The following is a 25,537-nucleotide window of genomic DNA, read 5'->3' on the forward strand; positions in this document are numbered from 1 at the left end:
CCAAGATGCTGAAAAGCAAAGCTTCTCAAAATGCCGCGGACCAGCGGAACATCACCCGACTTCGGGTGCTGGAACATATCCGGACAGAAGGCTCGATTTCACGGATCGATATCGCCAGCGCTTTGCAAACCAGTCCGGCGACAGTTACTGCAGCGACAGCCGATCTCATTTCGGCAGGATTGATCAAAGAGATCGAAACCGAACACCAATCCAAGTCTGCCAAAAGGGGGCGACCCAGAGTTTTACTTCAGTTGGATGGCGGATCTTATCTTATTGCGGGCCTTAAAGTCGCTCGCCACATGATCTCGGTCATCCTTGCAGATTTCGAAGGAAACGAGGTTACGTCATACAAATATCCGCTGGATGACGTCCGGATGACGCCAGGCGCATTCGTAGCAACCATTCGCACGGCCATAGATCTAGCCTGTGCTCAGATCAACGCGACCGTGGGCTCCCTGTCCGGAGTGTCAATCGGGATTGCCGGTCTCGTAGACGCTGAACGGAACTTTGTACACTGGTCCTCATCCCTTACCGAGAGAAACGTCGACTTCAGCCAGTTTCTGGAAACGGAATTGCCTTGCCCTGCCTTTATAGAAAACGATGCCAACCTGGTGGCAAAGGCGGAACAACTTTTCGGGTTGGGCAAGGGTCTCAAGAATTTTTTGGTCGTGACGATCGAACACGGCGTAGGGCTTGGAATTGTGCTGGACGGCAAGCTGTATCGCGGGGAAAGAGGCTGCGGAGCAGAGTTTGGCCACACCAAAGTTCAACTGGACGGCGCGCTTTGCCAATGCGGCCAGCGAGGGTGCCTTGAAGCCTATGTCGGCGACTATGCATTGATCCGGGAAGCAACCGTTGCCGATCAAGGCACTGGAACGGAAACCGTTGCAGAGATCCACAAAAACGCGCGATCCGGAGACGAAAGGGCGAAGTCCGTTCTGGCCCGCGCGGGCCAGATGTTTGGTCTGGGGATATCCAACCTGATCAACCTGTTTGACCCTGAATGCATTATCCTGTCCGGGGCTCAAATGGATTTGGAACACCTGTATTCGGACGAGGTGATGGCCCGAATCCGCAGTGGCGTCGTGAATGTCGACACCCTCTTGCCGGAAATAAAAGCGCATCACTGGGGCGATCTTATGTGGGCTAAGGGTGCTGCGGCGTACGGGATTGAGCAGGTCTCGATCCTTAAGGTAAAAGAGCTGGCAACAAATGCGCCCTGAGCTTTTTATCCTGCTCGCTTTTGCATCTGCGGCCAGTGCAGAAAGTCGCGCTCCTCAGTTCCAAAAGATTGAATTAGGTACGCATATCTATGACGGCGGCTGGGAACATTTTGTGGGCGGCGGGGTCGCCGTTTTCGATTGTGACGGCGATGGGCTGCCCGAACTCTTTGCCGCGGGCGGCACCAACGCATCCAAACTGTTCAGAAACACATCGCGCGAAGGATTATCGTTTCGCGCCGACACCCCCGAGCCGCTTGCCATAACCGGCGTAACTGGGGCTTACCCGCTGGATGTCGACAGTGATGGAATTCTGGATCTGGCCGTTTTGCGCGTGGGCCCCGATTTGCTTTTGAAGGGTGAGCCTGATTGCAAGTTCCGCCGCTTCAGCACCCTGGGCTTCCAGTCGGAGGATCATTGGACAACCGGATTCTCTGCCACATGGGAAACCAATCAGACCCTGCCAACACTGGCCTTCGGAACTTATGTTGAGCGTCGCAATCCCGACGGCCCATTTGAAACTTGCGGACCCACGGTCCTATTCCGGCCAACTGGTGACAGCTACCAGCCACCGGATCATCTTGAACCAGGCTATTGCGCGTTGTCTATTCTGTTTTCTGACTGGTCGCGCACCGGGCAAGCGGATCTGCGCGTCAGTAACGATCGCCATTACTATGTGCGCGGCGGCCAAGAGCAGTTATGGGCGATGGAGGAAACACCAAGCCTTTATTCTAAAGAAGACGGATGGTTGCCTTACTCGATCTGGGGGATGGGCATCGCTTCGCGGGATCTGACAGGAGATGGCTTTCCCGAAGTTTACCTGACTTCGATGGGCGATCAGAAGTTGCAGATTTTCGATCCCAAAGCCGGTGGTCCGACCTGGCGAGACGCCACCTTCGGCAAAGGCACGACCGCTCACAGGCCGCACACGGGAGGCGACGGCCGCCCATCGACCGGATGGCACGCACAATTTGGGGACGTCAACAACGACGGTCTGGACGATATCTTCGTTGCCAAAGGAAATGTCGAGCAGATGCCAGATGCGGCTTTCGATGACCCCAACAACCTGCTTTTGCAAAAGGAAAATGGTCAATTTCTAGAAGCTTCAGTCGAGGCTGGCATTGCCTCTATGGCCAAGTCTCGCGGTGCGGCTTTGGCTGACCTCAATAATGACGGTTGGCTGGATCTGGTGGTGGTTAACCGAGGGTCGGAACTTGAGGTCTACCAAAACCAGCCTAACACCGAGAATTGGGTGATGCTGGACATTTCTCAAAACAAGTCAAATCGCTTCGCGGTCGGTAGCTTTATCGAGGCCAAGACCGCGTCAGGTATAGAAACCCGAGAAATCACAATCGGTGGAGGGCATGCAAGCGGCATTGCAGGGCTGCATCATTTTGGGCTGGGGGATGCCGAAGCAATAAAAGTTCGCGTAATTTGGCCAGATGGTGAAAAAGGAGCATGGAAGGAATATCAATCGAACCAGATCATTCGCATTGAGCGCTGATCATTGATCGACTGGCAGTCCACTTGGAACATGATCCGGAACTCCAAGGCGCTCTGCGGGATCTTCCAAGCTGCCCAAAAAGCTCAGAAGTGCGCTAATCTCCTGATCCGTCAAACTTATCCTCGGCAGATCGCTGCTTCTGGCAATCGCATCCAGATTCTCTGGGTTCGACAATGACCGTTGATCCTGCACACCAGGAAAATAAGGTAGTTTCGCCATTTCCAACGTGTACGACCGCAGTGAAGCCTCTGGGTTGAGATGATGGCGCACGATATCTTCAAGCCGTGCATAGGCGCCGTTGTGCCCATATGGGGCCGTCAGCGTTACATTGCGCAACGAGGGCGTGCGAAACGCAAACGCGTCCTCTGCGTCACCAGTCACGCGCAGGCGTCCATCATCTCGGGTATGGCTTTCAAATCGCGCTGCTTTTCCCGGTCCGATCTGCGGCAGCGCAATCGAGTGAAATTTATGGTCTGTTTGGAACCAGCCCGAATGACAGGTACTGCACCCTGCTTTCCCGTAAAACAACTGCATGCCGCGCTGTGCCTCTTCGGGCAATGCTGCTTCCCCCCGCATCGCAAGGTCAAACGGGCTGTTGTCGGCGCGCCATTCGAACGCAATGAAATCTGCAATTACATTCGCAATAGCCGAGAACGTTATCGCGTCCCCAGGAGCGGTTAAGGAAAAACGGTGTTCATACTCTGGGATGGCCGCGACGCGAGCTGCAATCAGATCCCACGCCCCCCCTTCCTGAGTAAGCATCCCTAGACGTACAGCCTGACTGACATCATTCTCGGAATAGTGGCCTGCCATCTCATCGGGCGAAAGCACCGGAAACATTGCCTGAGCTGCCAAAGCTGAATTGAAACCTGACCGCATATGCATGCCCAGCGGCGTCCTGATACCGTTCTCGCGCGTCGGATCAGTTTCAAGGCGCCCGTCATGAAAGAAGGTTGTGAATTCGGTTGCACCAAGGTTCCAAAGCCCCGGTGAATTGCGCGGAATACGTTGTTCCGGCGGGTTGTCCGTGTCAATTTTGCGCCCTGCCCCCAAACCCGAACCCCCTTCTCCGATCCCAAGCGAGAGCCCATCGGACGTGCCAAGTTTGGGGTGGTGACAAGTTGCGCAGCTGATGTTCCTGTTTCCGGACAAGATCGGGTCATAGAAAAGCAGCCGTCCAAGTTGGACACTAGCCAGATCAGATTCAACAAATTTTGGGTTCGGACCGAGGTTCTGAGACGTTGCTGTCGTGATGGACGCAATCACCACGCCGAAAGCAATAATCGGTGCAGCAAACCTCATGTGCCACCCTCGGAAATTTCCAAAATCAAGGTCTGCTCGTAAGGGGTTTCGGGCGTGTAAATGATCGACGGGAATTCGGGGATGTTAGGCGCATTGGGATAACCTGACGGCTCGATGCACACACCGGCGCTTTTGTGAAAGGGTTTCGTCAGGTGAGCGCCAGAGTAAACCTGCGCCCCTGCCTGGTCTGACCAGACAGACAACTTCAAACCGTTGGGTGCAGTAAGGTCAGCGACCGGAAACCCATTTTCTCGTTTGCAGTCAAAAACGAAATAGTTGTCCAAGTCCGTCAAAGCGGCACTGATCGCTTTCGGCACCCTGAATTGCATCTCACCCTCACTTGCATCCTCAAATTTGCCAGAGGGAATTCCCCGATTGTCAACTTGAAGATAGCGGCTTGAGGTGAGCCGCAGACAATGCTCGGAAATGCCCGCCGCTCCACCCAGGCAGTAGTAGTTGTGCTGCGCTATACTTATGGGTGTCGGCCGATCCGGTTGCGCCGAAATCGAATAGGTCAAACGCGGGTAGTCCAGCCTTACCCGCACTTCAAATTTGATTTCTCCCGGAAACCCGCCGGAACCCTCTGGGGAAGTGAGGCGCAATATGGCCTCGTTTACTGTTATCCTCTCAAGAGCCCAATTCTGATGCGATAGTCCTGCGCGCCCACCATGCAAAGAATTTTGACCGTCGTTCGCGTCAAGCTCATAACGAACGTTTCCCATGTCAAAATGCGCTTGTCCGATCCGATTGGCGACACGCCCGACGATTGCACCCAGATAATTTTTGTCGGCGACATAGTCCTGCGGGTTCTCGTATCCAAGGATCATTGGTAAACCCTTGTACCACCAGCTTTGAGTTATGGCTCCGTAGCTGAGCAGCGACACTCGCATATCGCCATCACTCAGAACGACCCTGTCGATCTGCGGAGATATGTCCCGTCTTGTGTTCATCGTTTGGCAAAAGGTGCTAAAGCCGAATAATATTGCCGGTAGCGTTGGTACTCGGTTTCGAAAGCATCGACCAAGTCCTGACGAGGTTCGATGACCCTGTCGATTTTGGGAGACGTCATTATAGTGCCCGGGGGTGCGCCAGTGACCGAGCACATTGCCAGACGGGCGGCGCCGATGGCGGCTCCGAACTCACTGCCCTGCGGCAAGGCTAGGGGCGTATTGAGCACAGTGGCCAGACTTTTCAACCAATAATGAGATCGCGCACCGCCGCCAACGGCCAAAAGGCTCGTTGGTTTTGTTCCGGTACTCTTGAGGGCCTCTAGACAGTCCCGCATTGCAAACGCGACGCCTTCCATGACTGCCCGCGTCAAATCGATGGCCTCCGAGGAAATATCCACACCCAGAAACGCACCACGGATTGCACTGTCATTGTGCGGCGTCCGCTCACCTGAAAGATAAGGCAGAAACGTGATCTCTGATGGGCCATCCAGATCAGCAGGCAGCGCAGCGACCAAGTCACCAACGGACTGGCCAAGGTTGCGGGAGAGCCAGTTCAAACTATTTGTCGCAGACAGGATAACACCCATCTGAATCCACCTGTCAGGGACAGAATGGCAAAAACAGTGTACAGCTGTTTCTGGCGCTGGAGCATACTTGTCCCTGGACACCAGCAGCACACCCGAGGTTCCGAGAGACAAAAAGCCAGTTCCGTCGCTGATACTGCCTATCCCACAGGCAGCAGCGGCATTGTCCCCTGCTCCGCCAGCAATCACGACTTGTCCAGACACCCCCCATTCTTGCTGCAACTCGGACCGCAACTCTCCGCCCGGATCACTGCCTTCGACCAATCGGGGCATTTGTTCGATGTTCATGTGGCTCTGTTCCAGAGCAGTTTCCGACCATCGCCGTGCACCTACGTCCAGCCATGAAGTCCCCGCACTGTCAGACATGTCGCTGACGTAATCTCCTGTCAGCCAGAGCCGCAAGTAGTCTTTCGGTAGCAGAACTTTGGCAATTTTGACGAACAGGTCAGGTTCATTTGCACGAACCCATTCCAACTTGGGCGCCGTAAAACCCGGAAAAACGATATTGCCTGAACTGGCACGCATACCGGGTGATTGATCAAGAATCTCTGCTTCTCTCGAAGCCCTTGTGTCGTTCCAAAGAATGCACGGCCGCAACACGTTGCCATTGGCATCCAGAAGGGTCGCACCATGCATGTGTCCGCTCAAACCAATGCCACGCAGCGCGGAAAACGACGTTCCGTGTGCTTCACGAAGCTGAAGGACAACTTCTTTGCAAGCCTCTATCCAGTCCGAAGGCGACTGTTCGGACCAACCAGGCTTTGGGCAAGACGTGAGAATTCTAGACTCGGCACTACCTTCAACGATACCCGCGTCGTTGACAAGAATTCCCCTAAGACCGGATGTTCCCAAGTCCAGACCGAGATACATTTTCAAACCACCCATATTTTATTTTAGTTGCTAAAATTATTTTACGGAAAGATATTGTCAATAAAAGTTTCAAGCAATTTGGTTTCCAGTGAATTAAACCTTCGCCACTACGGACTTTAGAAAATAGCGTGACGCAGTTTCCTGAGCCCAACCTGCCTATTTTACCGCCACTAAAACCGTTTTTTTTGATGCACGAACGTCTGATTTGATTTCGAAAAGGGTCTCGAAACCGTCATGTGTGCAAGTCCCAACACGGTTCCAGCCGCCATCTGGCCGCCATGCTTCGTACAATGGCTTGGACGCGAGGCAAATTTGCGGCACTTTCTTGCCACGCGCTGACAAGCAATGGGCGTAGCATGGCTCATTTTTCTAAATTGCTGCGGTGCTTAAGGTTTTCCCCTTAAATTCCTCTTAGCGTTTTCACATCTCATTCTTATTCATAAATCAGGAGACTACTATGTCACGTACTCTTGTTCTTGGCGTTCTCGTTGCCGGTATTGGCGCGAGTATTTACTATTATCTCACACAACCCGAGCCCACGCCGGCCGAACAGTTGCAATCCGCGGCTCAGGACGCAGGTGATGCGGTCAGCGACGCTGTTGAATCCGTTGCAGAACAGGCTGCAAACGCGTCCGACCAGGTCGAGCAATCCGCGACCGACTTGGCAAATCAGGCATCCGAAGATGTCGCCGCTTTGGCCAGTCAAGGTCAGGATCTTTTGAACAGCTGGATCGAGGACGGCACGTTGGCCGTTCAGAACTTTGACTATGACAAAATGGTCGCATCGGTGAAGGACAGCGCACTGACCAATGATCTGAAAAATCGCGCGATAGCCATTCTGGACGAAATCAAGGCTTCTCCCGAAGTGTTTGCCGCCAAGCTCGAGGAACTGAGGGCACTTCTTACCCAACAGTGATCACGACCGCCGAAGGCGCAGAGTTTGCCTGCAAATCAGAGTTTCAGGCAGACCTCCTGTAACGTCACCAAGCAGCAAAGTTGACGTTTCGATAACCGTTTGCTTGGCTATTCAAACTTGGTGCCGTCCCTTTTCGATGCAATCTGCCGAGTACAAGGGGCGGCCCTATACAAGTACAGGATAGATCATGACCACCCTTCCCTCGACCATGTATGCGGTTGTTCAAACCCATAATGGCTATTCCGAAACGGCTACCGGTCCGACCATTGATGACGCCGCTGACTGGCTGGCAACAGCCGAGATGCAAGTTCCTGTGCCAGGCCCCGGAGAGGTTCTTATCAAATTGCGCGCGGCTTCTGTTAATCCGTCGGATATTCACTTCATCAAGGGTGAATACGGCCAGCCCCGAGTTCAAGGCACAGCCGCCGGGTTCGAGGGCTGTGGCGACGTAGTTGCAACCGGAGCAGGAGCTGAAGCCTTGCAAGGACAGCGCGTGGCTTTTGTGGCCGCGCAGGCGGGGGCATGGGCCGAGTACATCACGACACCAGCGATGATGTGTATTCCACTGCGCCCCGACATCTCGGACGAGGACGGCTCGGCGCAGATCGTGAACCCAATGACCGCTATGGCGATGGTAGATATCGCGCGAAATGCAGGAGATGCCTTTATCGTTTCCGCCGCGACCAGCCAGTTGGGCAAACTGATGTGCAGTCTGGGCCGAGATCTGGGGTTGAAGCCCATCGCGCTTGTCCGCCGCGACAATGCGATTGCACTCTTGAAAGACCTGGGCGCACATGAGGTTCTGGTCACGTCCGACCCCGAGATGCGAACGAAACTGGTCGCGCTTAGCCACGGCCTGAAGCCACGTGTATTTCTGGATGCCGTGGCAGATCAGATATCAGAACAGGTCTTTTGCGCCATGCCCAACGGCGCGCGCTGGGTGTGTTATGGCAAGCTCAGCTCTGACCTGCCCAAGCTGACACAGATGGGTCAACTGATCTTTATGGGCAAGCGGATCGAGGGGTTCTGGCTGACGCAGTGGATGACCACCACACCACCCGCCGATCAGATGCGTGTGGTAGCCGAGGTACAGGCGCGGTTCGCCGATGGGCGCTGGAAAACCGACGTTTCCCAGAGGGTTGCGTTGAAGGATGTGATTAAAAATCTGGCTAATGCTCTGAAAAAGGGTGACGGAAAGGTAATCATCACGCCATAGTAGAATAACGCGTCGGACCAAGGAGGACGGTCAGAGGCACCAAAAAGCCGGACAAACCGGCATTGGGAGGTGAATTTGGATAACGCACAGCTGCTGATCAGCGGGCTGGCGAATGGTTGTGTCTACGGCCTAATCGCGCTCGGTTTTGTTCTGATCTACAAGGCGACGGAAGCGGTGAATTTCGCGCAAGGCGATTTCATGATGCTGGGGGCTTTTGTCACCATCGGGCTGACCAATACCGAATATATGGGGCTGCCCTTCTGGCTCGCGCTGCCGATCTCGTTGGGGATCATGGGGGCGTTGGGGTATCTGGTGGATCGGCTGATCATTCGGCGGCTGTTCGGCGAAAGCCAGACGGCAGTGGTGATCCTGACAATCGCCCTTGGCTTCGTGATCCGATTTGTCGCCGGGCTGATCTGGGGGCACGAGCCGCAGACGTTGCAGAACCCGCTGGCCGGGAAAGAGGTGCGGTTCGGCGGGCTGGTGTTGGGGATGGAGGATGTGGCCGTCATCATCGTCACCATCCTGCTGACGTGGGGACTGTATTTGTTTTTCAGCCGGACCAAGCTGGGACTGGCAATGCAGGGCGCCTCGCAGAACCAGCTGGCCGCCTACTACATGGGCGTTCCCGTCAAGCGGGTGCAGGGCTTTATCTGGGGGCTGGCGGGCGTGGTTGCTGGGATTGCGGGTATCCTGTTTGCCGCCAAGGGTTCGGTCGATCCGACCACGGGCTTGTTGGGGATCAAGGCGTTTGCCGCCGCCGTGATCGGCGGGTTCGGCAGCCTGCCCGGCGCACTGGCCGGAGGGTTGATCGTCGGCGTTATCGAGCCCTTTGCCAGCCGCTATATCGCCGCCGGATACAGCCAGATCGCACCCTATGCGCTGTTGCTGGCGGTGCTGATCTTCCGCCCCAACGGGCTGTTTAGTCAGGTTCGGGTCAAGAAGGTTTAGGCAGATGCGGATTGTATTCAAAACCGACTACATGCAGGATATCCGGCCGTGGAAAGACGGCTATCAATTGACCCTCTACTTGATCCTTCTGGTCGTAGTGGCCGCAGCCCCATGGTTGCTGGACGATTTCTATTTGGGTGAGCTGACAAATGTCCTGATCTGGGCCATCGCCGGTCTGGGGCTGATGGTTCTGACAGGCCACACAGGGCAAGTCAGCCTAGGCCACGCGGCGTTTCTGGCCTTTGGCTGCTATGCCAATGTCATCCTGCTTGAGGCGGGCGTGCCCTTCCTGATCGCCTTTCCGCTGGCCGGTATCCTGACCGGCATCGCAGGTGTGACGGTGGCCATCCCTGCTCTGCGACTGCACGGCATCTATCTGGCGATTTTCACCATGGCGCTGTCGATCCTGATGGATGATGTCATCGTCCTGGCCGAGCCGATCACCGGCGGCGTTGGTGGCAAGTTCATAGGCGGCGTCGATATATTTGGCCTGACGATCGACCGCTGGGGCACCCCCGCCCCGTTTTTCTGGCTGGTGCTGGCGGTCGCATTTCTGGTGACGCTGGGCTATATAAACCTGCTGCGCGCGCCCTTGGGGCGCAGCTTTATCGCGGTGCGCGATTCAGAAGTTTCAGCGCAGGCGATGGGCGTGGATATCGCGCGCACCAAGATGATTTCATTCGCGCTGTCCTGCGCCGTCACCGGTTGGGCGGGCGCTCTGATGGGCATGTATGCGGGTGCGTTCAACAACGAAACGTTCAGCGTCCTGATCTCGATCCAGCTGCTGATGATGATCGTGATCGGCGGGCTGGGCTCGATTCACGGCGCGTTTCTGGGCGCCATCGTAATCGGGTTCCTGCCGCAATTCCTGTCGATCTCAAAGGAATATGTGGGTGCCCTGTTCGGCGGCAGTACCGTCGCAATTCCGGGGCTGGAATTCGGCATTTTCGGCATGATCCTGATCGGGTTTATCCTGTTTGAACCTATGGGTATGTATGGGCGTTGGCTGAAAATCCGCACGTGGTTTGAACTGTTCCCCTTCTACCGCAAGGACATGTTCAAGCGTCAGAAATCCTACCTCAAGACGGAGCGCCTAAGATGAGCCTGCTGGCGTTCGAGAATGTAACCCTGAAATTCGGCGGCCTGACGGCGGTGAATGACCTGTCCTTTTCAGTCGAAGAGGGCGAGATCTTTGCCATCGTCGGCCCCAATGGTGCGGGCAAATCGACGGTGTTCAACCTGATCTCGCGGTTCTACGACCCGTTTGCCGGGTCGATCCGATTTGACGGGCATGATCTGCTGCAGGTCAAACCCTCGGGCGTGGCGACTTATGGAGTGGCACGGACGTTCCAGAATATCGAACTGTTCGAACATGCCACCGTACTGCAGAACCTGCTGGTCGGGCGGCATCGGCACCGCAAAACCAACCTGATCTCAGAGGTTCTGTTCCTGCCCTCAGCGCGGCGACAAGAGTTGGAAAACCGCGAAAAGGTTGAAGAGATCATCGATTTCCTCGACCTGCAGGCCTACCGCGACAAGATGATCTCGGGCCTGCCCTATGGCGTCCGTAAAGTGGTCGAGGTCGCCCGCGCGCTGGCCACCGATCCCAAGCTGTTGTTGCTGGACGAACCGGCATCGGGCTTGTCGGTCGAGGAGACGACGGACATGCGCTGGTGGATTGACGATATCCGGCGGCAGATGGGGATCACGGTGCTGATGGTGGAACATGACATGGGGCTGGTCTCCGGCGTGTCCGACCGGGTGTTGGCGATGGCCGATGGTGCGATGTTAGCTCTGGGGACTCCGGCTCAGGTGCAGTCCCACCCGGCGGTGGTCGAAGCCTATCTGGGGAAAGCCTCATGAGCGCGCCGATCCTGACCATCCGCAATGTCGAAAGCTTCTATGGCCCGATCATGGCCATTCGCGGCGTGTCGCTGGACGTGCATCCGGGCCAGATCGTGTCGATCCTGGGTGCGAATGGCGCGGGAAAGACGACGCTGATGAAGACAGTATCCGGCGTGATGGACCCCGAAAAGGGCAAGATCACCTTTGATGGTGATGAAATCCAAGGGTCCGAGCCGCATAAGGTCGTGCAAAAAGGCATCGTCCATGTCCCCGAAGGGCGCGAGGTGTTCCCCCTGATGACCGTGGACGAAAACCTCAGCCTCGGGGCCTATACGGCGACCGACAAGGGGCAGATCGACCATGACCGCGAGTTGGTATTCTCTTACTTCCCGATCCTGAAAGAGCGCCGCAATCAAGAGGCTGGAACCCTCTCGGGCGGGCAGCAGCAGATGCTGGCCATTGGGCGCGGGCTGATGGCGAACCCCAAGATCATGCTGTTGGACGAACCTTCGCTGGGTCTGTCGCCGCTGCTGGTGCAGGAGATTTTCGGCATCCTCAAACGCCTCAATGACGAACAGAACATGACCATGATGCTGGTCGAACAGAACGCCAATGCAGCTCTGGAACTGGCCCATCATGGCTATGTGATGGAGGTCGGGCGCATCGTTATGGACGGCGCGGCGGATGTTTTGATGCAATCCGAGGACATCCAGAACTTTTATCTGGGCGTGCAGGAAGAAGGCGCGCGGGAAAACCGCCGCTGGAAGCGCAAAAAGACGTGGAGGTGACCGGCATGAATATCAGCACCCTGCGCCCTCAGACCAAGATCAACGGCATCCAGTTCAACGCCACCCCCGGCCAGCGCCCGGTACTGGTGGATGAATGCACGACACTGTGTCACCTGTTCCAGAAACGCTGCGCCGATCTGGGCGACCGCACCGCGCATCGTGAGAAAGATTTCGGCATCTGGAAGTCTTATTCCTGGGCCGATTACTGGCAACACGCCAAGTGGATCGGACTGGCCCTGCGCAAACTAGGTCTGCAACGCGGCGAGGTTGTCTCGATCCTGTCCGAGGACCGCAAGGAATGGGCGTGGTTCGATATGGGCATTCAATGCGTTGGTGGGATTGCCTCGGGCGTCTATACCACGGATTCCGCCAAGCAGTTGAAATACCTCGTGAATGACAGCGACAGCCGGTTCCTGATCGTCGAGAACGAGGAGCAGCTGGACAAGTTTTTCGAGGTTGAGGCCGAGCTTCCCAGCCTGCTGAACGTCATCATCCTTGAGGATGAGGGCCTGCACGATCTGAACCACGACCGCTGCATGATGGTTGCCGACCTCTACGAGATCGGGCGGCAGGCCGAGGCCGAAGACCCCACCCGGTTCGACGCCGAGATCGCGCTGGCCTCGCCGCAGGATACGGCCTTGCTGGTTTACACCTCGGGCACCACCGGGACGCCCAAAGGTGCGATGCTGAGCCATGAGAACATTCTGGCCGCGATCGAGGCCGGGGCGCATTCCCTGCCCACATTCGAAACCGATGAGCAGCTGTGTTTCCTGCCGCTGTGCCACATCCTAGAGCGCGACGTGTCGGTGTATTTCCCGCTGGCCGCGAAATGCGTGGTGAATTTCGCCGAAAGCCCCGAGACCGTCTTTGCCAACCTGCAAGAGGTATCGCCCAGCACATTCACCGCCGTGCCACGCGTTTGGGAAAAGATCTATTCGCAGGTCAAAATCCTGACGCAGGAGGCCACCCCCTCAGGCCGCGCCGCGTTTGGCATGGCACTGAAAGCCGGGTTTGCACGAGCCGAATACCTGCTGGCCGGCAAACCGGTGCCCGCTGGTGTAGCCGCCCAGTTCTGGCTGTGGGATCGGCTGGTCTTGCGCAATCTGCGGCGGATGCTGGGGATGGACAAACTGCGCCGCGGCGGCAGCGGGGCCGCGCCCATCTCGGCCGATTTGCTGAAATGGTACTGGGCCATTGGTGTGCCACTGGTCGAAGGGTTTGGAATGACCGAAACCTCGGGTCTGGCGACGCTGAACACCACCGAGGATAACAAGGTCGGCACCATCGGCCGTGCGGTGCCGGGCAATGACGTGCGCATCTCGGATGACGGTGAAATCCAGATTAAGGGTCTGAACATCTTTCAGGGCTATTGGCGCAACAATGCCAAAACCGCTGAAACATTCACCGCCGATGGCTGGCTGCGCACCGGCGATATGGGCAAGATCGACGCCGACGGGTTTGTGACCATAACCGGCCGCCTCAAGGACATCATCATCACGGCGGGCGGCAAGAACATCACCCCGGCCGAAATTGAAAGCCGCCTGAAGTTCAGCCACTATATCTCGGATGCGGTGATCATCGGGGATGCGCGCAAATATCTAACGGCACTGATCATGATCGATCAAGAAAACGTCGAAAAATTCGCGCAGGATCGCAAGGTGCCGTTTTCGAACTTTGCCTCACTCTGCGCCGCGCCCGAGGTGCTGGATCAGATCAAGGCCGAGGTCGACGCCGTTAACAAGGAATTCGCGCGGGTCGAGCAGATCAAGGACTTCCGCCTGATCAACGTGCTGCTGACCGCTGATGACGAAGAACTGACCGCCACGATGAAGCTCAAACGCAGCTTTGTTGAGAAGAAACACGCACATCTGATTGAAGACATGTACAAATAGATAAGGGTCTACCCAAAGGGAGGAAAAACATGAGGAACGTGATCAAACGACTGGCGGCCGCCACCGCTTTGACGGCTGCGGCGACAATCGCAAATGCCGAGACGCAAGGTGTGAGCGACGATGAAATCGTCATCGGCTCGGTCAACGACCTGAGCGGTATTTTCGCCGCTGTGGGTGTTCCTGCAACCAAGGGCGCGAATGTGGTGTTTGACCGCGTGAATGCCGAAGGCGGCGTGCATGGTCGCAAAATCCGTTTCGTGGTCGAGGATAACGGGTACCAGATGCCGCGTGCGATGCAGGGCTATAACAAGCTGCTGAACCGCGACAAAGTTTTTGCGATGCTGCAATCGCTGGGCACACCCATGAACGTTGCTGGGTTCAAGCTATTAGACCCTAAAGGTATTCCCAATGTTGCGCCTTTGACCGCAGCGCGGCAGATGCTGCAGGAACCGATGGACAACAAATTCACGTCCTTCTCGACCTATTTCGACCAAAGCCGCGTGGGCGTGAAATACCTGGCCGAGCAATTCGGAGGGCAAAAGGTCTGCACCATGTATTTGCCAACCGATTTCGGTGAGGAAATTCTGGAAGGCAGCAAAGCCGGTGCCGAAGAGGCCGGGATCGCCTTCGCGGCGGAAACCACGCATAAGCCGGATGAAACGGATTTCGTTGGATCTTTGAGCAAACTCAAGGAAGAAGGATGCAATATCGTCACCATGGCGCTGGGCGTACGGCAGGCGATCACCGTGGTTGGAACGGCCAAGAAGATGGGCTTGGCCGATATGAAGTTCCTCGGAACGTCCGCCAGCTTTCTGACCGTTGTGGCGCAGGTACCCGGCGGTGTTACAGACGGGTTCTATGCGGCCGCGTCCTGGCAAGATCTATGGGCGCGCGCGGATGAGCCTGCCCCGGCCGCCTTCATCGAAGAATACAAAGCTGCGACCGGCGAAGACCCGGTTGGCTTTTCCATGCTGGGCTATTCGGCCGCCGAAATGATGGTCAAGGCGCTTGAGGCCGCCGGTCCCGACCTGACTCATGAAAGCTTTATCGCCGCAATGGAATCTCTGGACTATCAGGACGAGCTGGTTGGCAACCATATCACCTACGGCCCCGATGATCACCAGGGCGCAGACTCGGTCTATGTGAGCGTTGTAGAGAACGGAGCATGGAAGATCGTCTACGAGGAGTGAAACACCGGTAGATGTAAACCAACAAAGGGCCCGCTCATGCGGGCCCTTTTCAAATAGTCGCCACATGTGGCGGGTGTTTCTCGCTCAACATCGACAGTCGAACCTTAGAGTTCCGTTGATCCCCTGATAGAGACCGAACAAGAGCTTTTCCCGAAAGCCCGCAAGTTTTCCGAAAAATCAAATTCAACGGGAATTCCCAAAATGGAAACACCCAATCTTTTCAACGCGGTTTTATCGGAATTATGGCGCACCTGAGAGGATTCGAACCTCTGGCCTCTGCCTTCGGAGGGCAGCGCTCTATCCAGCTGAGCTACAGGTGCCTTGGCTGTTAGCTAACCTTGTTCCGATCCGGGTGCAACTGCAAATCTGCCCAGATCAGTCAGGTTTCACGCAAACAGATCATGCGCCAATTCCAGCGCGTCGATCAGTGTATCGACCTCTTCTTTGGTGTTATAAAGGCCAAAGCTCGCCCGGCAGGTGGCAGTGACTCCGTAGAAATCCATCAACGGACCGGCGCAATGATGACCAGCGCGCACCGCGACACCTTTCTTGTCCAGAATGGTGGAAACATCATGCGCGTGCCCCGCCCCGTCCAGCGTAAAGCTGAAAATGGCGGCCTTGTCAGCACGGGTGCCCTGAACCTGCAACCAGTTGAGCCCCGTCAGCCGCTCCATCGCGTAATCACGAATACCTGCTTCATGGGAGGCGATGTTCTCCATCCCCAAATCCATCATGTAGTCCAGCGCCACGCCCAACCCGATAGTTTGCACAATACCCGGCGTTCCGGCCTCGAACTTCATCGGTGGATCATTATAGATCACCTGATCCTTGCTGACCTCTTTGATCATGTCGCCGCCCCCGATAAAGGGACGCATCTCAGCCATACGTTCGGACTTTATGTAGATCGCACCAGACCCGGATGGGCCATAGAGCTTGTGCCCAGTGATCGCGTAAAAGTCACAACCGATGTCCTGAACATTGACCGGCATATGTACTGAACCCTGGCTGCCATCGACCAGAACCGGGACACCCTTGGCATGCGCGCCTTGGGTGATCGCCTTTACATCAACCACAGTACCCAAAACATTCGAACACTGAGTGACCGCGACCAGTTTGGTCTTGGGGCCAATGGCATCGATGACCGCCTGAGGGTCCAGCCCTCCTTCAGAATCCACATCAACCCATTTCAGGACAACGCCCTGCCGTTCCCGAAGAAAATGCCAAGGGACGATGTTGGCGTGGTGTTCCATCACGGAAAGCACGATCTCATCCCCGGCCTCCAGGCGCGGCATCGCCCAGCCATAGGCGACCAGATTGATGCCTTCGGTCGTACCCGAGTTCAGAACGATCTCATCCTCATCCGCCGCGCCCAGAAAGCGCGCAATGGTGCCGCGCACGGATTCGTATTTCTCGGTCGCCAGATTGGACAGATAGTGCAGTCCACGGTGTACGTTGGAGTACTCCTCGGCATAGGCGCGTGTGACTGCATCAATCACAACCTGCGGCTTTTGCGCCGATGCTCCGTTATCCAGATATGTCAGTGGCTTTCCGTTCACCTCTCGGGACAGGATCGGAAAGTCCGCACGGATTTTATGTACGTCATACATGGTATTTTCTTCCCTAGACAGGGCCGCTGGGCACCAACATGAGGACAAATGGGACTGCAACCAGTGCAGACAACACGATGACCCCAAAGGATTTTAAGATCGAACCGAACTTATGCGCTTCATTGATGAAATGGAGTGTGACGTAAAGGCTGATTATCAAAGTCGCCACCACAAACATCACCAGCAAGAAGGGCAACACCAACGAAACCACCAGCGTTAAGACCAGCGCTGCAACCTGAAGGAACTGCAACCAGACCATCAGGATCATGAAGTCGTTGAACGTGGCCACCCCACCAAGAAAGCGTCCGATCACAAGAAACGCAACGATACTGAACATCATTGCCCCGGCCGACCTCAGCAAACCCAGGACAATAGGCTCGGGTGGCAAGGCGATTTCACCTGGCGGCACCGGGACAAGCTGCTGGATACCAACCTGGCCCAAGCTGTTCATCACAATAGCCAGGAAAAATGCCAGCCAAAGAACCTCGCGCCCTGGCTGCAAAGCCAGTAATCGCCGCGCGGCATCAGAAGGTTTGGTCACTGTTAGAACAGCTAGGTTTAGTACGGACTGAACTGTCATTGCGACACCCTCTGCGCCTGTCTGAGGCCCGAGAGCCAGAACCACAGAAAGACCACAAACCAGATCAATCCAACACCCGTCAATGCCGGACCCGGCCCGATAAAGCCTGCCACAAGGCCATTCAGCAACACCAAAGGTGTCGACGACAAAAGCGCCCAGAACAGCGCCACCCGGGCGCCATAGGCTGATCCTTTGCCTCCGACCAGCCGTGCCGCGCCATATGACACAAAGGCCAATGCGTAGAAAAACAGCGGCAGGATGATGACAGTGCCCAAAAGCGCACCGCCCATAAGCATGTTCAACTCAAGACCTTCAAGATGCGCACGGCGGGACAAACTGGGTAGTTGTGCGATGAACGCCACCACACAAAACGCCATCACAAAGACCAAAGCCCGATCTTCGCGCTGTCCCAGTTCAAGAAGCCGACGCACAACGCGCCCCGGCCCCCGATATGTGGCCACTATATCCGACGTTACCGGCATTAGCTGTGCCGCGACATCCAGCCTTCAAGGCGATCGACAATGGCCTGCGACAGGGCATCGTCCTCGATCTCGTCCACGGCCTCCGCCAGAAACGCCAGCGTCAGCATGTTGGTCGCCTCTTTGGTCGGAACCCCGCGCGAGCGCAGATAGAACAGCGCCGTTTCATCAATCGCACCTGAGGTCGAGCCGTGCGAACACGCCACGTCATCGGCATAGATCTCAAGCTCGGGCTTGGCGAGGAACTGGCTGTCGTCATCCAACAGCAGAGACTGGCTGATCTGATAACCATCGGTCTTCTGAGCGCCCTCCTTAACGAGGATCTTGCCCTGGAACACGCCGGTCGCGCCGTTGCGCAGCACTTTCTTAAACACCTGGCGGCTTTCACAATTCACAGCGTCATGAGTGATAAAGACGGTATCGTCATGATGGAAGTCGCCGTCACCGACGCAGGCACCCGCAACGTGGGCCACCGAATCGTCTCCGGTCAGCTCGACCACCTGTTCGTTGCGCGTCAGCACGCCATTCACAGTCAGGGTGAAGGATTTGTAGACCGATTCCTGCCCCAGACGCGTGAACATGTGGGTCGCGGCACGACGCTCGTGATCGCGGCCTTGCGCCCGAACGTGATGCAACACCCCACCATCGGCAATGTCGATCTCCATGCATTTGTTGAAACGCGAAGCCGCCGGGCCGTTTTCAAGGATCGTCACCTCGGCACCGCTTTCGACACGGATGATATGGTGCAGCATCGCGTCCGAGGTTTCAGAGGCATGGCGATAGATAAAGCTGATCGGCTTGGACGGTTTGCCCGAGACATGGATCGCGATCCCATCCGCCGCGAAGGCCGTATTCAACGCCGCCAGAGGACGTTGCACAGGTGATTGACCACGCGCTTCAAGCACGCCGTACAGCTCTTTCGCCCAATGAATATCCTTGAAGCAAATGTCCTCGATCCGATCGATAGTGACACCTTCCAGCGTCAGGTCATCGGATTCCTCAGGGCTGAAAACACCATCGACGAAAACGATCTTCAAACGGTCCAGATCGGCGAACAGCATGGCCTCATCCGGATCGAACAGCGCGGCCCGAGGGGCCTCGGGCGCGACCAGCGTATCCGGGCGGGTGTATTTCCAATACTCATCCCGGCGACCGGGCAGACCCATTTCCAGCACACGGGCCAGCGCGTCTTCGCGCGCGGCTCGAGTGCAACCGGCGTCGGGCATGACCAGATTGGCCAGCCGCGCCTCGGTTGCGGTTTGTTTCACTTCGGGCAATGCCATCAGTTCACCTCGGCCAGAATGTCTGCGTAACCGTTGTTTTCAACTTCCAGCGCCAGATCGGGGCCACCGGTTTTGACGATCTTGCCGTCCGCCATAATGTGCACAACGTCCGGTTTGATGTGATCCAACAAACGCTGATAGTGCGTGATCACCAGGAACCCACGTCCTTCGTCGCGCAACGCGTTCACACCCTCGGCCACCAGCTTCATTGCGTCCACATCCAGACCCGAGTCGGTTTCGTCCAAGATGCACATCTTGGGTTCGAGCATCGCCATTTGCAGGATCTCGTTGCGCTTTTTCTCACCGCCCGAGAAGCCAACATTGACAGGGCGTTTCAGCATGTCTGCGTCGATCTTCAGCGACTTGGCCTTGGCGCGGACTTCTTTCAGGAAGTCAGCCGCCGACAGCTCATCCTCGCCGCGCGCCTTGCGCTGGGCGTTCACGGCAGTGCGCAGGAAGGTCATGTTGCCCACGCCCGGAATTTCGACCGGGTATTGGAACGCCAGAAAGACACCAGCGGCGGCGCGCTCTTCCGGTTCCATCTCCAGCAGATCTTCGCCGTCCAGAGTCGCCGACCCATCGGTCACTTCATACCCGTCGCGCCCCGAAAGCACATAGCTGAGCGTCGACTTGCCCGAGCCATTCGGCCCCATGATCGCGTGCACCTTACCGGCCTCGACCGTCAGATCGACACCTTTGAGGATTTGCTTTTCTTCTTCCTCAAGTTTCACGTGCAGGTTTTTGATTTCCAGCATTTTTTACCCTTTTGCGTAGCGCAAGGGACCGCGCGGCCCCGATATTTTGTGAATTTCGAAATGATGCGGCTTTAGCCGACCGAACCCTCAAGGCTGATCGCAACAAGCTGTTGTGCTTCCATGGCAAACTCCATCGGCAACGCCTGCAACACGTCCTTGCAGAACCCGTTTACCACCAGCGCCACGGCCTCTTCCTCGTCCATACCGCGCTGTCGGCAGTAAAACAGCTGATCGTCATCCACCTTGGACGTCGTCGCCTCATGCTCCACACGGGACGAGTTGTTCTTGACCTCGATGTAAGGCACTGTATGCGCCCCGCATTTGTCGCCGATCAGCAAGCTGTCGCACTGGGTATAGTTGCGGCTGTTCTTAGCCTTGGGATGCATCGAAACCAGACCGCGATAGGTGTTCTGCGCCTTGCCCGCGCTAATCCCCTTAGACACGATGCGCGACTTGGTGTTCTTGCCCAGATGAACCATCTTCGTACCGGTATCGGCCTGCTGATAGTTGTTGGCGATGGCGATCGAATAGAACTCGCCCTGGCTTTCCTCGCCCCGCAGGATGCAGGACGGGTATTTCCAGGTTACAGCCGAACCGGTCTCGACCTGCGTCCACATCACCTTGGACCGGTCGCCCCGGCAATCGGCGCGTTTGGTCACAAAGTTATAGATGCCACCCTTGCCATTCTCATCACCGGGGAACCAGTTCTGAACGGTCGAGTACTTCACCTCGGCGTCTTCTTCGATGATGATCTCGACCACAGCCGCGTGCAGCTGTGCGGTATCGCGCTGGGGTGCGGTGCAGCCCTCCAAATACGACACGTACGAGCCCTTATCGGCAATGATCAGCGTGCGTTCAAATTGGCCTGTGTTCTCCGCGTTGATACGGAAATAGGTGCTCAGCTCCATCGGGCAGCGCACGCCCGGCGGGATGTAAACGAACGAGCCATCCGAGAACACGGCCGAGTTCAGCGTGGCGTAAAAGTTGTCCGAGACCGGAACCACCGAACCCAGATACTTCTTGACCAATTCGGGGTGCTCTTTGATCGCCTCAGAGATCGAGCAGAAGATGACACCTGCTTTCTTCAGCTCTTCCTGGAACGTGGTTCCAACAGAAACCGAGTCGAACACCGCGTCCACGGCAACCTTGCGACCCTCAGCCGGGGCATCCTCGGCACCTTCTACACCCGCCAAAATCATCTGTTCTTTCAGAGGGATACCCAGCTTTTCGTAAGTAGCCAGCAGCTTGGGATCGACTTCATCCAAGGACTTGGGCTTTTCCTCCATCGACTTGGGACGGGCATAGTAATACTGGTCCTGAAAATCGATCTTGGGATAGCTGACCATCGCCCAGTTCGGCTCATCCATCTGAGTCCAGCGCTCGAACGCGGCCAGACGCCATTCGGTCATCCACTCTGGCTCTTCGTTCTTTTCCGAGATCAGGCGGACGATATCAGGGTTCACGCCCTTGGGCGCGTATTCCATCTCAATATCGGTTTCCCAGCCGTATTTATAGGTTCCGACCTCGCGCACCGCATCCACGGTTTCCTGATCGACACCCTCTTTTACCTGGGTCTGGTCCAAAGCGGCCATAAGACACCCTCCGTCTGATCACGCGGCCCGCGCGCGATGCTTTTTCTCTTTTTCAAGCCACGTTTCAGCGAAACGCAGCACATCTTCTTCCGTTGTCGCAGGCCCCAGCGAAACGCGAATTGCGCTGGCAGCTGTGACCTCGTCAAATCCCATCGCGGTCAGTACCGCACTTGCACGTACCTTGCCGCTGGAACAGGCCGAACCTGCGCTAATCGCAAATCCAGACAGATCCATCTGCATGACCTGCGTCTCACCCTTCCAACCGGGGGTGGCGAAGCACAGGGTGTTCGGCAGGCGTTCCTGATCTTTCCCGACAAAAATAGTAGATTTAGAACCGGCCTCAAGGGCCTTTTCTAGAATATTTCTAAATTCTTTGACCTGCTCCCAAACACCATTGGCCAGATCGCGCGCTGCCGCGTCAGCTGCGGCCCCGAACCCTGCTATTCCAATAACATTTTCTGTCCCGGAGCGACGTCCCATTTCCTGACCGCCACCCTTGATCCGGGCGGGCAAATCCGTGCCGCGCTTCATCACAACAGCCCCGATGCCTTTTGGACCACCAAGTTTGTGCGCCGAGACCAGCGCCATCTGAGTGTCCAGCCAGTTGAACGCGATCGGTAATTTTCCAAACGCCTGAGTCGCATCGGTCACCGCCAACCCTGCCGGCAATGATTGAACGATCCCTGTCTCGGAATTCGCGTATTGCAGCGTCGATTGGTCCGGCGCTGAAACCGCAACCATACCTTCTTTCGACACGCTCAAATCTTCCACTGCCCACGCGCGGACCGCATCATGTTCGATCGCAGCCCCATGCAGGCCCCGCCCCTCTAGTGTCAGCGCAGCCCCTTCGGTCGAACCCGAAGTAAACACGACATCAGCCCCTTCGGCCCCAAAGGCAGCCGCAATCTGTGCTCTTGCGCGCTCGACCAGCGCCTTGGCTGCGCGCCCTTCAGCGTGGACCGAGGACGGGTTGCCGCAAATCTCCATTGCGGAGATCATCGCCTCGCGAGCCTCTGGACGCAGAGGTGTGGTGGCATTGTGATCCAGGTAAATACGATTCACGGATTCACCTTTTTAGAACGCAGAAGTTCGTTTTCAGAAAATGCCATCCTATTCGTCCACAACTGCAAAAAGGCTGGGTACGGCCGGACAAGGTGCGAGGTCATTCTTGATCACGTCCGAAAGGCGCGTTTGATGCAAGAACACATACACATGGGCGCTCAGGCCTTCCCATAGTCGATTGGTTAGGGATTGCGCCCGGCTGCCGGACAAAGCTCCGGTTGCGCCAGCGCCCTTTTGCAAAGCATCGACTGTTTCATCTACGGCGGCCAGAATCTCAACAACGCGAATTTCGGACGCTGGACGGGCAAGGCGATAACCACCACCCGGCCCCCGAACCGAAGACACCAGCTCGGCCCTGCGTAGCTTGACGAATAACTGCTCGAGGTAAGGCAGAGAAATGTCTTGCCGTGCTGAAATCTCGCTGAGTGTCACCAGCCCGTCCGAGGGCTGAAGGGCGATATCGGCAAGAGCCACCATCGCATAACGACCCTTGGTCGACAGCTTCATTTGCATTCCCTCATGGCAGTTTACGCGCGAAATCATTGACGCCGCCGCTGCCAGTGCGTATCTCCGACAAGCAGCGCTCATGCGCCCAGTATCACAATTAGAACCGTTCTAAGGTGTCCGACGATTATCGTCAAGTATTTCCGGGCACCCAGAAGAAAAAGACAGGACCATCGCACACATGCCCGAGGTGATTTTTCCCGGACCAGAAGGCCGCTTGGAAGGCCGCTACCACCCGCAAAAGGAAAAAGACGCACCGATCGCCATCGTGCTTCACCCGCATCCTCAATTCGGCGGGACGATGAACAACAAGGTGGTCTACAACCTGCACTACGCGTTCTACAACATGGGGTTCACCGTTCTGCGGTTCAACTTCCGTGGTGTGGGTCGCAGCCAGGGTGAGTACGATCAGGGCGTGGGTGAGCTCAGCGATGCGGCATCCGCACTGGATTACCTGCAATCGATGAACAACAACTCGAAACACTGCTGGGTTGCAGGGTTTTCCTTCGGGGCGTGGATCGGGATGCAACTGCTGATGCGCCGACCCGAGATCACTGGCTTTATCAGCGTGTCTCCTCCGGCGAACATGTATGATTTCTCGTTCCTCGCACCTTGCCCGTCCTCGGGCTTGATCATCAATGGGTCTTCGGACCGCGTGGCCCCGCCCGCAGACACCACTGCCTTGGTCAACAAGCTGCACGAGCAAAAAGGCATCACGATCACTCATAATGAAGTGGAAGGCGCCGACCATTTCTTCCAGGATCGCCACATGGACACGTTAATCACAGATGTCAGTGACTACGTGAAGCGCCGCCTGACCGAGAACACACGCTGATGTCGGATACAGTCTCCACGCTTGCCGGCAGACTGGCCGAAGACACGTTGAAGGTGATGGATGAAACCGGCGAGGATCGCTTTTATGTCGAAGTTGGCGAGCTGCTTGGGGCATCCTCTCAGTCGCTGGAAGAGGCATTTCTGACCGAAATTCGAGTGCGCCTGTCTGAGCGTCAAGCCCGCCAATTCGTGATCCAGCGCCTTGCAGAACACCGCAAGAAAGTTAAGGCGATAGAAAAGAAATGATGGATCGGCTGTCCGCGCAAATAGAATTCTTGAAACGCGCGGACCAGCTGAAATCGGTCGAACGCGCGAACACGCTGCTGGATCAATCCCGGCAAGAAAACTCGGCGGAACACAGTTGGCATCTGGCGCTGTGGGCACTGGTGATGGCCCCCCTTGCCGACGCAAATGTTCGGATTGACCGGGTCATTCGGATGCTTTTGCTGCATGATCTGGTCGAAATCATCGTCGGTGACCATCCCATCCATCTGAAAACCGACTGGAAGGCGGTTGAGCGCGCAGAACAGAACGCCGCTCAGGAACTGTTCGGAATGTTACCCGATGACCAATCCGACGCTTTTCTGACGCTTTGGCAGGAGTTCGAAGCGGATTCTACGCCCGATGCGAAATTCGCAAAATGCCTTGATCGCTGCCAACCTCTGTTTCAGGTCCTAAACGCTCCGGAACCCAAACCAGAGCATCTGACGGTCGTCCGCGACAATCTGAACGGTGGACGCGCGGCCTATCTCGAGACCGCTCTTCCTGACGCTTTCAAGGCCGCTTACGCTTTGTTCGACGGCCAACCTGCTCCACGTTCAGAGTTTTCTGATAGGCTGCCGTTCCTTGCGGTATGCGATCAACTGAAATCCGTCTATCGCGCATCCAGGCTTTTGTCTGGTGATCGATTTGAAAACTCGGCCGAGCATTCGTGGCACATCATGCTGTTCGCTTGGGTCTTAGCAGACTGCGCCGAATTTGACGTCGACATTGGTCGCGTTTTAAGGATGTTGCTGCTGCACGACATCGTCGAAATCGACGCAGGTGATCATCCAATTCATGGTCATGTCGACCACGCGGCGCAAGCAGCCGAGGAACAAGCGGCGGCCGATCGGCTTTTCGGGCTATTGCCGAACCAGCAAAGAACTGAATGCCTAGCCTTGTGGCTTGAGTTTGAAGCCGCCGAGAGCCCCGATGCCAAATTTGCAAAGGCCGTCGACCGTTTTCAAACACCTGTTGGCAACCTTGCCACCGGTGGTGGATCATGGGTCGACTACGATGTGACATTCGCGCAGATCGAGTCGCGCGTTGGCACCCCGATTACCCGTGGCGCACCGCAACTATGGAATTGGTTGGAACCACAGCTCAAGAACTATTTCTCAGAAGAGTTGACCACTTGAATGGTAAAAGAGAAAGAGGCACGTCGCCTCTTTCCCCCCCAAGTACCAGCGGACGCTCAAACCTGAGAACCGTTTACCCGCTCAACATCTTTGGCTGCGCTTCTCTCAGCGGACCCCCCGCCAGCTAGCCACCCAAGCGCCACAACAATCGCCGATACGACGATGACAGATTTAGCAAAATTCGTCACAGCTTACTGATTAAAAAAACACTGA

At 56.3% G+C, this 25,537-nt stretch carries 24 protein-coding genes and 1 tRNA gene; 13 read left to right on the forward strand and 12 right to left on the reverse strand.

Going from position 1 to position 25,537, the window contains the following annotated elements:
- Positions 1–5 precede the first annotated feature (5 nt).
- Positions 6–1,223, forward strand: a complete 1,218-nt coding sequence (locus ABWV79_RS00965) for an ROK family transcriptional regulator (protein ID WP_353389786.1) — start codon at positions 6–8, stop codon at positions 1,221–1,223.
- A complete protein-coding gene (locus ABWV79_RS00970) occupies positions 1,213–2,724 on the forward strand; it encodes a CRTAC1 family protein (protein WP_353389788.1) in 1,512 nt (503 codons plus the stop codon). The genes ABWV79_RS00965 and ABWV79_RS00970 overlap by 11 nt, the downstream gene beginning before the upstream one ends.
- Here ABWV79_RS00970 and ABWV79_RS00975 read toward each other — a convergent pair whose 3' ends face one another.
- Genes ABWV79_RS00975 through xylB form a run of 3 tightly spaced genes read right to left on the reverse strand, consistent with a single transcriptional unit; the run spans position 2,725 to position 6,430 of the window.
- Positions 2,725–4,026, reverse strand: a complete 1,302-nt coding sequence (locus tag ABWV79_RS00975; RefSeq protein WP_170354206.1) for a cytochrome-c peroxidase — start codon at positions 4,024–4,026, stop codon at positions 2,725–2,727. It abuts the gene before it with no gap.
- Entirely contained in the window at positions 4,023–4,976 is a 954-nt protein-coding gene (locus ABWV79_RS00980; protein ID WP_170354207.1) for an aldose epimerase family protein, read from the reverse strand. Before ABWV79_RS00980 ends, ABWV79_RS00975 begins: the two co-directional genes overlap by 4 nt.
- Positions 4,973–6,430, reverse strand: coding sequence for a xylulokinase (gene xylB, locus ABWV79_RS00985; protein ID WP_353389791.1), 1,458 nt, complete (start codon positions 6,428–6,430; stop codon positions 4,973–4,975). The genes ABWV79_RS00980 and xylB overlap by 4 nt, the downstream gene beginning before the upstream one ends.
- Before the next feature lie 457 nt (positions 6,431–6,887).
- Here xylB and ABWV79_RS00990 point away from each other — a divergent pair, with 457 nt between their 5' ends.
- The 8 genes from ABWV79_RS00990 to ABWV79_RS01025 all read left to right on the forward strand — a co-directional run bounded on the left by ABWV79_RS00990 (position 6,888) and on the right by ABWV79_RS01025 (position 15,228).
- Positions 6,888–7,346: a hypothetical protein gene (locus tag ABWV79_RS00990; protein ID WP_353389793.1), complete on the forward strand. Its 459-nt coding sequence runs from the start codon at positions 6,888–6,890 to the stop codon at positions 7,344–7,346.
- A gap of 187 nt (positions 7,347–7,533) precedes the next feature.
- The gene (locus tag ABWV79_RS00995) at positions 7,534–8,562 is read left to right on the forward strand and encodes a zinc-binding dehydrogenase (protein ID WP_353389795.1); all 1,029 of its coding nucleotides are present in this window, start codon (positions 7,534–7,536) and stop codon (positions 8,560–8,562) included.
- 75 nt (positions 8,563–8,637) lie between these two features.
- Positions 8,638–9,513 carry a branched-chain amino acid ABC transporter permease gene (locus ABWV79_RS01000; RefSeq protein ID WP_353389797.1) on the forward strand — a complete coding sequence of 292 codons (876 nt, stop codon included), beginning with the start codon at positions 8,638–8,640 and terminating at the stop codon, positions 9,511–9,513.
- A 4-nt stretch (positions 9,514–9,517) separates the two neighbouring features.
- On the forward strand, positions 9,518–10,615 hold the full coding sequence (locus ABWV79_RS01005; protein ID WP_353389799.1) for a branched-chain amino acid ABC transporter permease: 1,098 nt from the start codon (positions 9,518–9,520) through the stop codon (positions 10,613–10,615).
- A complete protein-coding gene (locus tag ABWV79_RS01010; RefSeq protein WP_353389800.1) occupies positions 10,612–11,376 on the forward strand; it encodes an ABC transporter ATP-binding protein in 765 nt (254 codons plus the stop codon). Before ABWV79_RS01005 ends, ABWV79_RS01010 begins: the two co-directional genes overlap by 4 nt.
- Positions 11,373–12,146, forward strand: coding sequence for an ABC transporter ATP-binding protein (locus tag ABWV79_RS01015; protein WP_209197242.1), 774 nt, complete (start codon positions 11,373–11,375; stop codon positions 12,144–12,146). The genes ABWV79_RS01010 and ABWV79_RS01015 overlap by 4 nt, the downstream gene beginning before the upstream one ends.
- 5 nt (positions 12,147–12,151) lie before the next feature.
- Positions 12,152–14,038, forward strand: coding sequence for an AMP-dependent synthetase/ligase (locus ABWV79_RS01020; RefSeq protein ID WP_353389801.1), 1,887 nt, complete (start codon positions 12,152–12,154; stop codon positions 14,036–14,038).
- A gap of 29 nt (positions 14,039–14,067) precedes the next feature.
- On the forward strand, positions 14,068–15,228 hold the full coding sequence (locus tag ABWV79_RS01025; protein ID WP_353389802.1) for an ABC transporter substrate-binding protein: 1,161 nt from the start codon (positions 14,068–14,070) through the stop codon (positions 15,226–15,228).
- Positions 15,229–15,471: 243 nt separating this feature from the next.
- Here ABWV79_RS01025 and ABWV79_RS01030 read toward each other — a convergent pair.
- From ABWV79_RS01030 to iscR, 9 genes are all read right to left on the reverse strand, one after another.
- A tRNA-Arg gene (locus tag ABWV79_RS01030) sits at positions 15,472–15,548 on the reverse strand.
- 66 nt (positions 15,549–15,614) lie between these two features.
- Positions 15,615–16,835 (reverse strand): cysteine desulfurase, encoded by a 1,221-nt coding sequence (locus tag ABWV79_RS01035; protein ID WP_353389804.1) that lies wholly within the window; start codon positions 16,833–16,835, stop codon positions 15,615–15,617.
- Between the two features lie 13 nt (positions 16,836–16,848).
- Complete coding sequence (locus tag ABWV79_RS01040; RefSeq protein ID WP_170354217.1) at positions 16,849–17,415, reverse strand: YIP1 family protein; 567 nt, start codon at positions 17,413–17,415, stop codon at positions 16,849–16,851.
- Positions 17,412–17,897, reverse strand: a complete 486-nt coding sequence (locus ABWV79_RS01045) for a YIP1 family protein (protein ID WP_170751278.1) — start codon at positions 17,895–17,897, stop codon at positions 17,412–17,414. The genes ABWV79_RS01040 and ABWV79_RS01045 overlap by 4 nt, the downstream gene beginning before the upstream one ends.
- Positions 17,897–19,177 (reverse strand): SufB/SufD family protein, encoded by a 1,281-nt coding sequence (locus tag ABWV79_RS01050; RefSeq protein ID WP_353389806.1) that lies wholly within the window; start codon positions 19,175–19,177, stop codon positions 17,897–17,899. The genes ABWV79_RS01045 and ABWV79_RS01050 overlap by 1 nt, the downstream gene beginning before the upstream one ends.
- Positions 19,177–19,932: a Fe-S cluster assembly ATPase SufC gene (sufC, locus tag ABWV79_RS01055; RefSeq protein WP_170553354.1), complete on the reverse strand. Its 756-nt coding sequence runs from the start codon at positions 19,930–19,932 to the stop codon at positions 19,177–19,179. Before sufC ends, ABWV79_RS01050 begins: the two co-directional genes overlap by 1 nt.
- A 71-nt stretch (positions 19,933–20,003) precedes the next feature.
- Positions 20,004–21,524, reverse strand: a complete 1,521-nt coding sequence (gene sufB / locus ABWV79_RS01060; protein WP_170782412.1) for a Fe-S cluster assembly protein SufB — start codon at positions 21,522–21,524, stop codon at positions 20,004–20,006.
- An 18-nt stretch (positions 21,525–21,542) separates the two neighbouring features.
- Positions 21,543–22,586 carry a cysteine desulfurase family protein gene (locus ABWV79_RS01065; protein WP_353389809.1) on the reverse strand — a complete coding sequence of 348 codons (1,044 nt, stop codon included), beginning with the start codon at positions 22,584–22,586 and terminating at the stop codon, positions 21,543–21,545.
- A 48-nt stretch (positions 22,587–22,634) separates the two neighbouring features.
- Positions 22,635–23,093: a Fe-S cluster assembly transcriptional regulator IscR gene (gene iscR, locus ABWV79_RS01070; protein ID WP_170354223.1), complete on the reverse strand. Its 459-nt coding sequence runs from the start codon at positions 23,091–23,093 to the stop codon at positions 22,635–22,637.
- 178 nt (positions 23,094–23,271) lie between these two features.
- Here iscR and ABWV79_RS01075 point away from each other — a divergent pair, with 178 nt between their 5' ends.
- Genes ABWV79_RS01075 through ABWV79_RS01085 form a run of 3 tightly spaced genes read left to right on the forward strand, consistent with a single transcriptional unit; the run spans position 23,272 to position 25,324 of the window.
- Complete coding sequence (locus ABWV79_RS01075; RefSeq protein ID WP_142633729.1) at positions 23,272–23,925, forward strand: alpha/beta hydrolase; 654 nt, start codon at positions 23,272–23,274, stop codon at positions 23,923–23,925.
- Entirely contained in the window at positions 23,925–24,170 is a 246-nt protein-coding gene (locus tag ABWV79_RS01080) for a hypothetical protein (RefSeq protein WP_209197259.1), read from the forward strand. Before ABWV79_RS01075 ends, ABWV79_RS01080 begins: the two co-directional genes overlap by 1 nt.
- The gene (locus ABWV79_RS01085) at positions 24,167–25,324 is read left to right on the forward strand and encodes an HD domain-containing protein (RefSeq protein WP_353389812.1); all 1,158 of its coding nucleotides are present in this window, start codon (positions 24,167–24,169) and stop codon (positions 25,322–25,324) included. The genes ABWV79_RS01080 and ABWV79_RS01085 overlap by 4 nt, the downstream gene beginning before the upstream one ends.
- Positions 25,325–25,537: the final 213 nt, after the last annotated feature.

The organism is Ruegeria sp. HU-ET01832, assembly GCF_040371315.1.
Taxonomy (GTDB): domain Bacteria; phylum Pseudomonadota; class Alphaproteobacteria; order Rhodobacterales; family Rhodobacteraceae; genus Ruegeria; species Ruegeria lacuscaerulensis_A.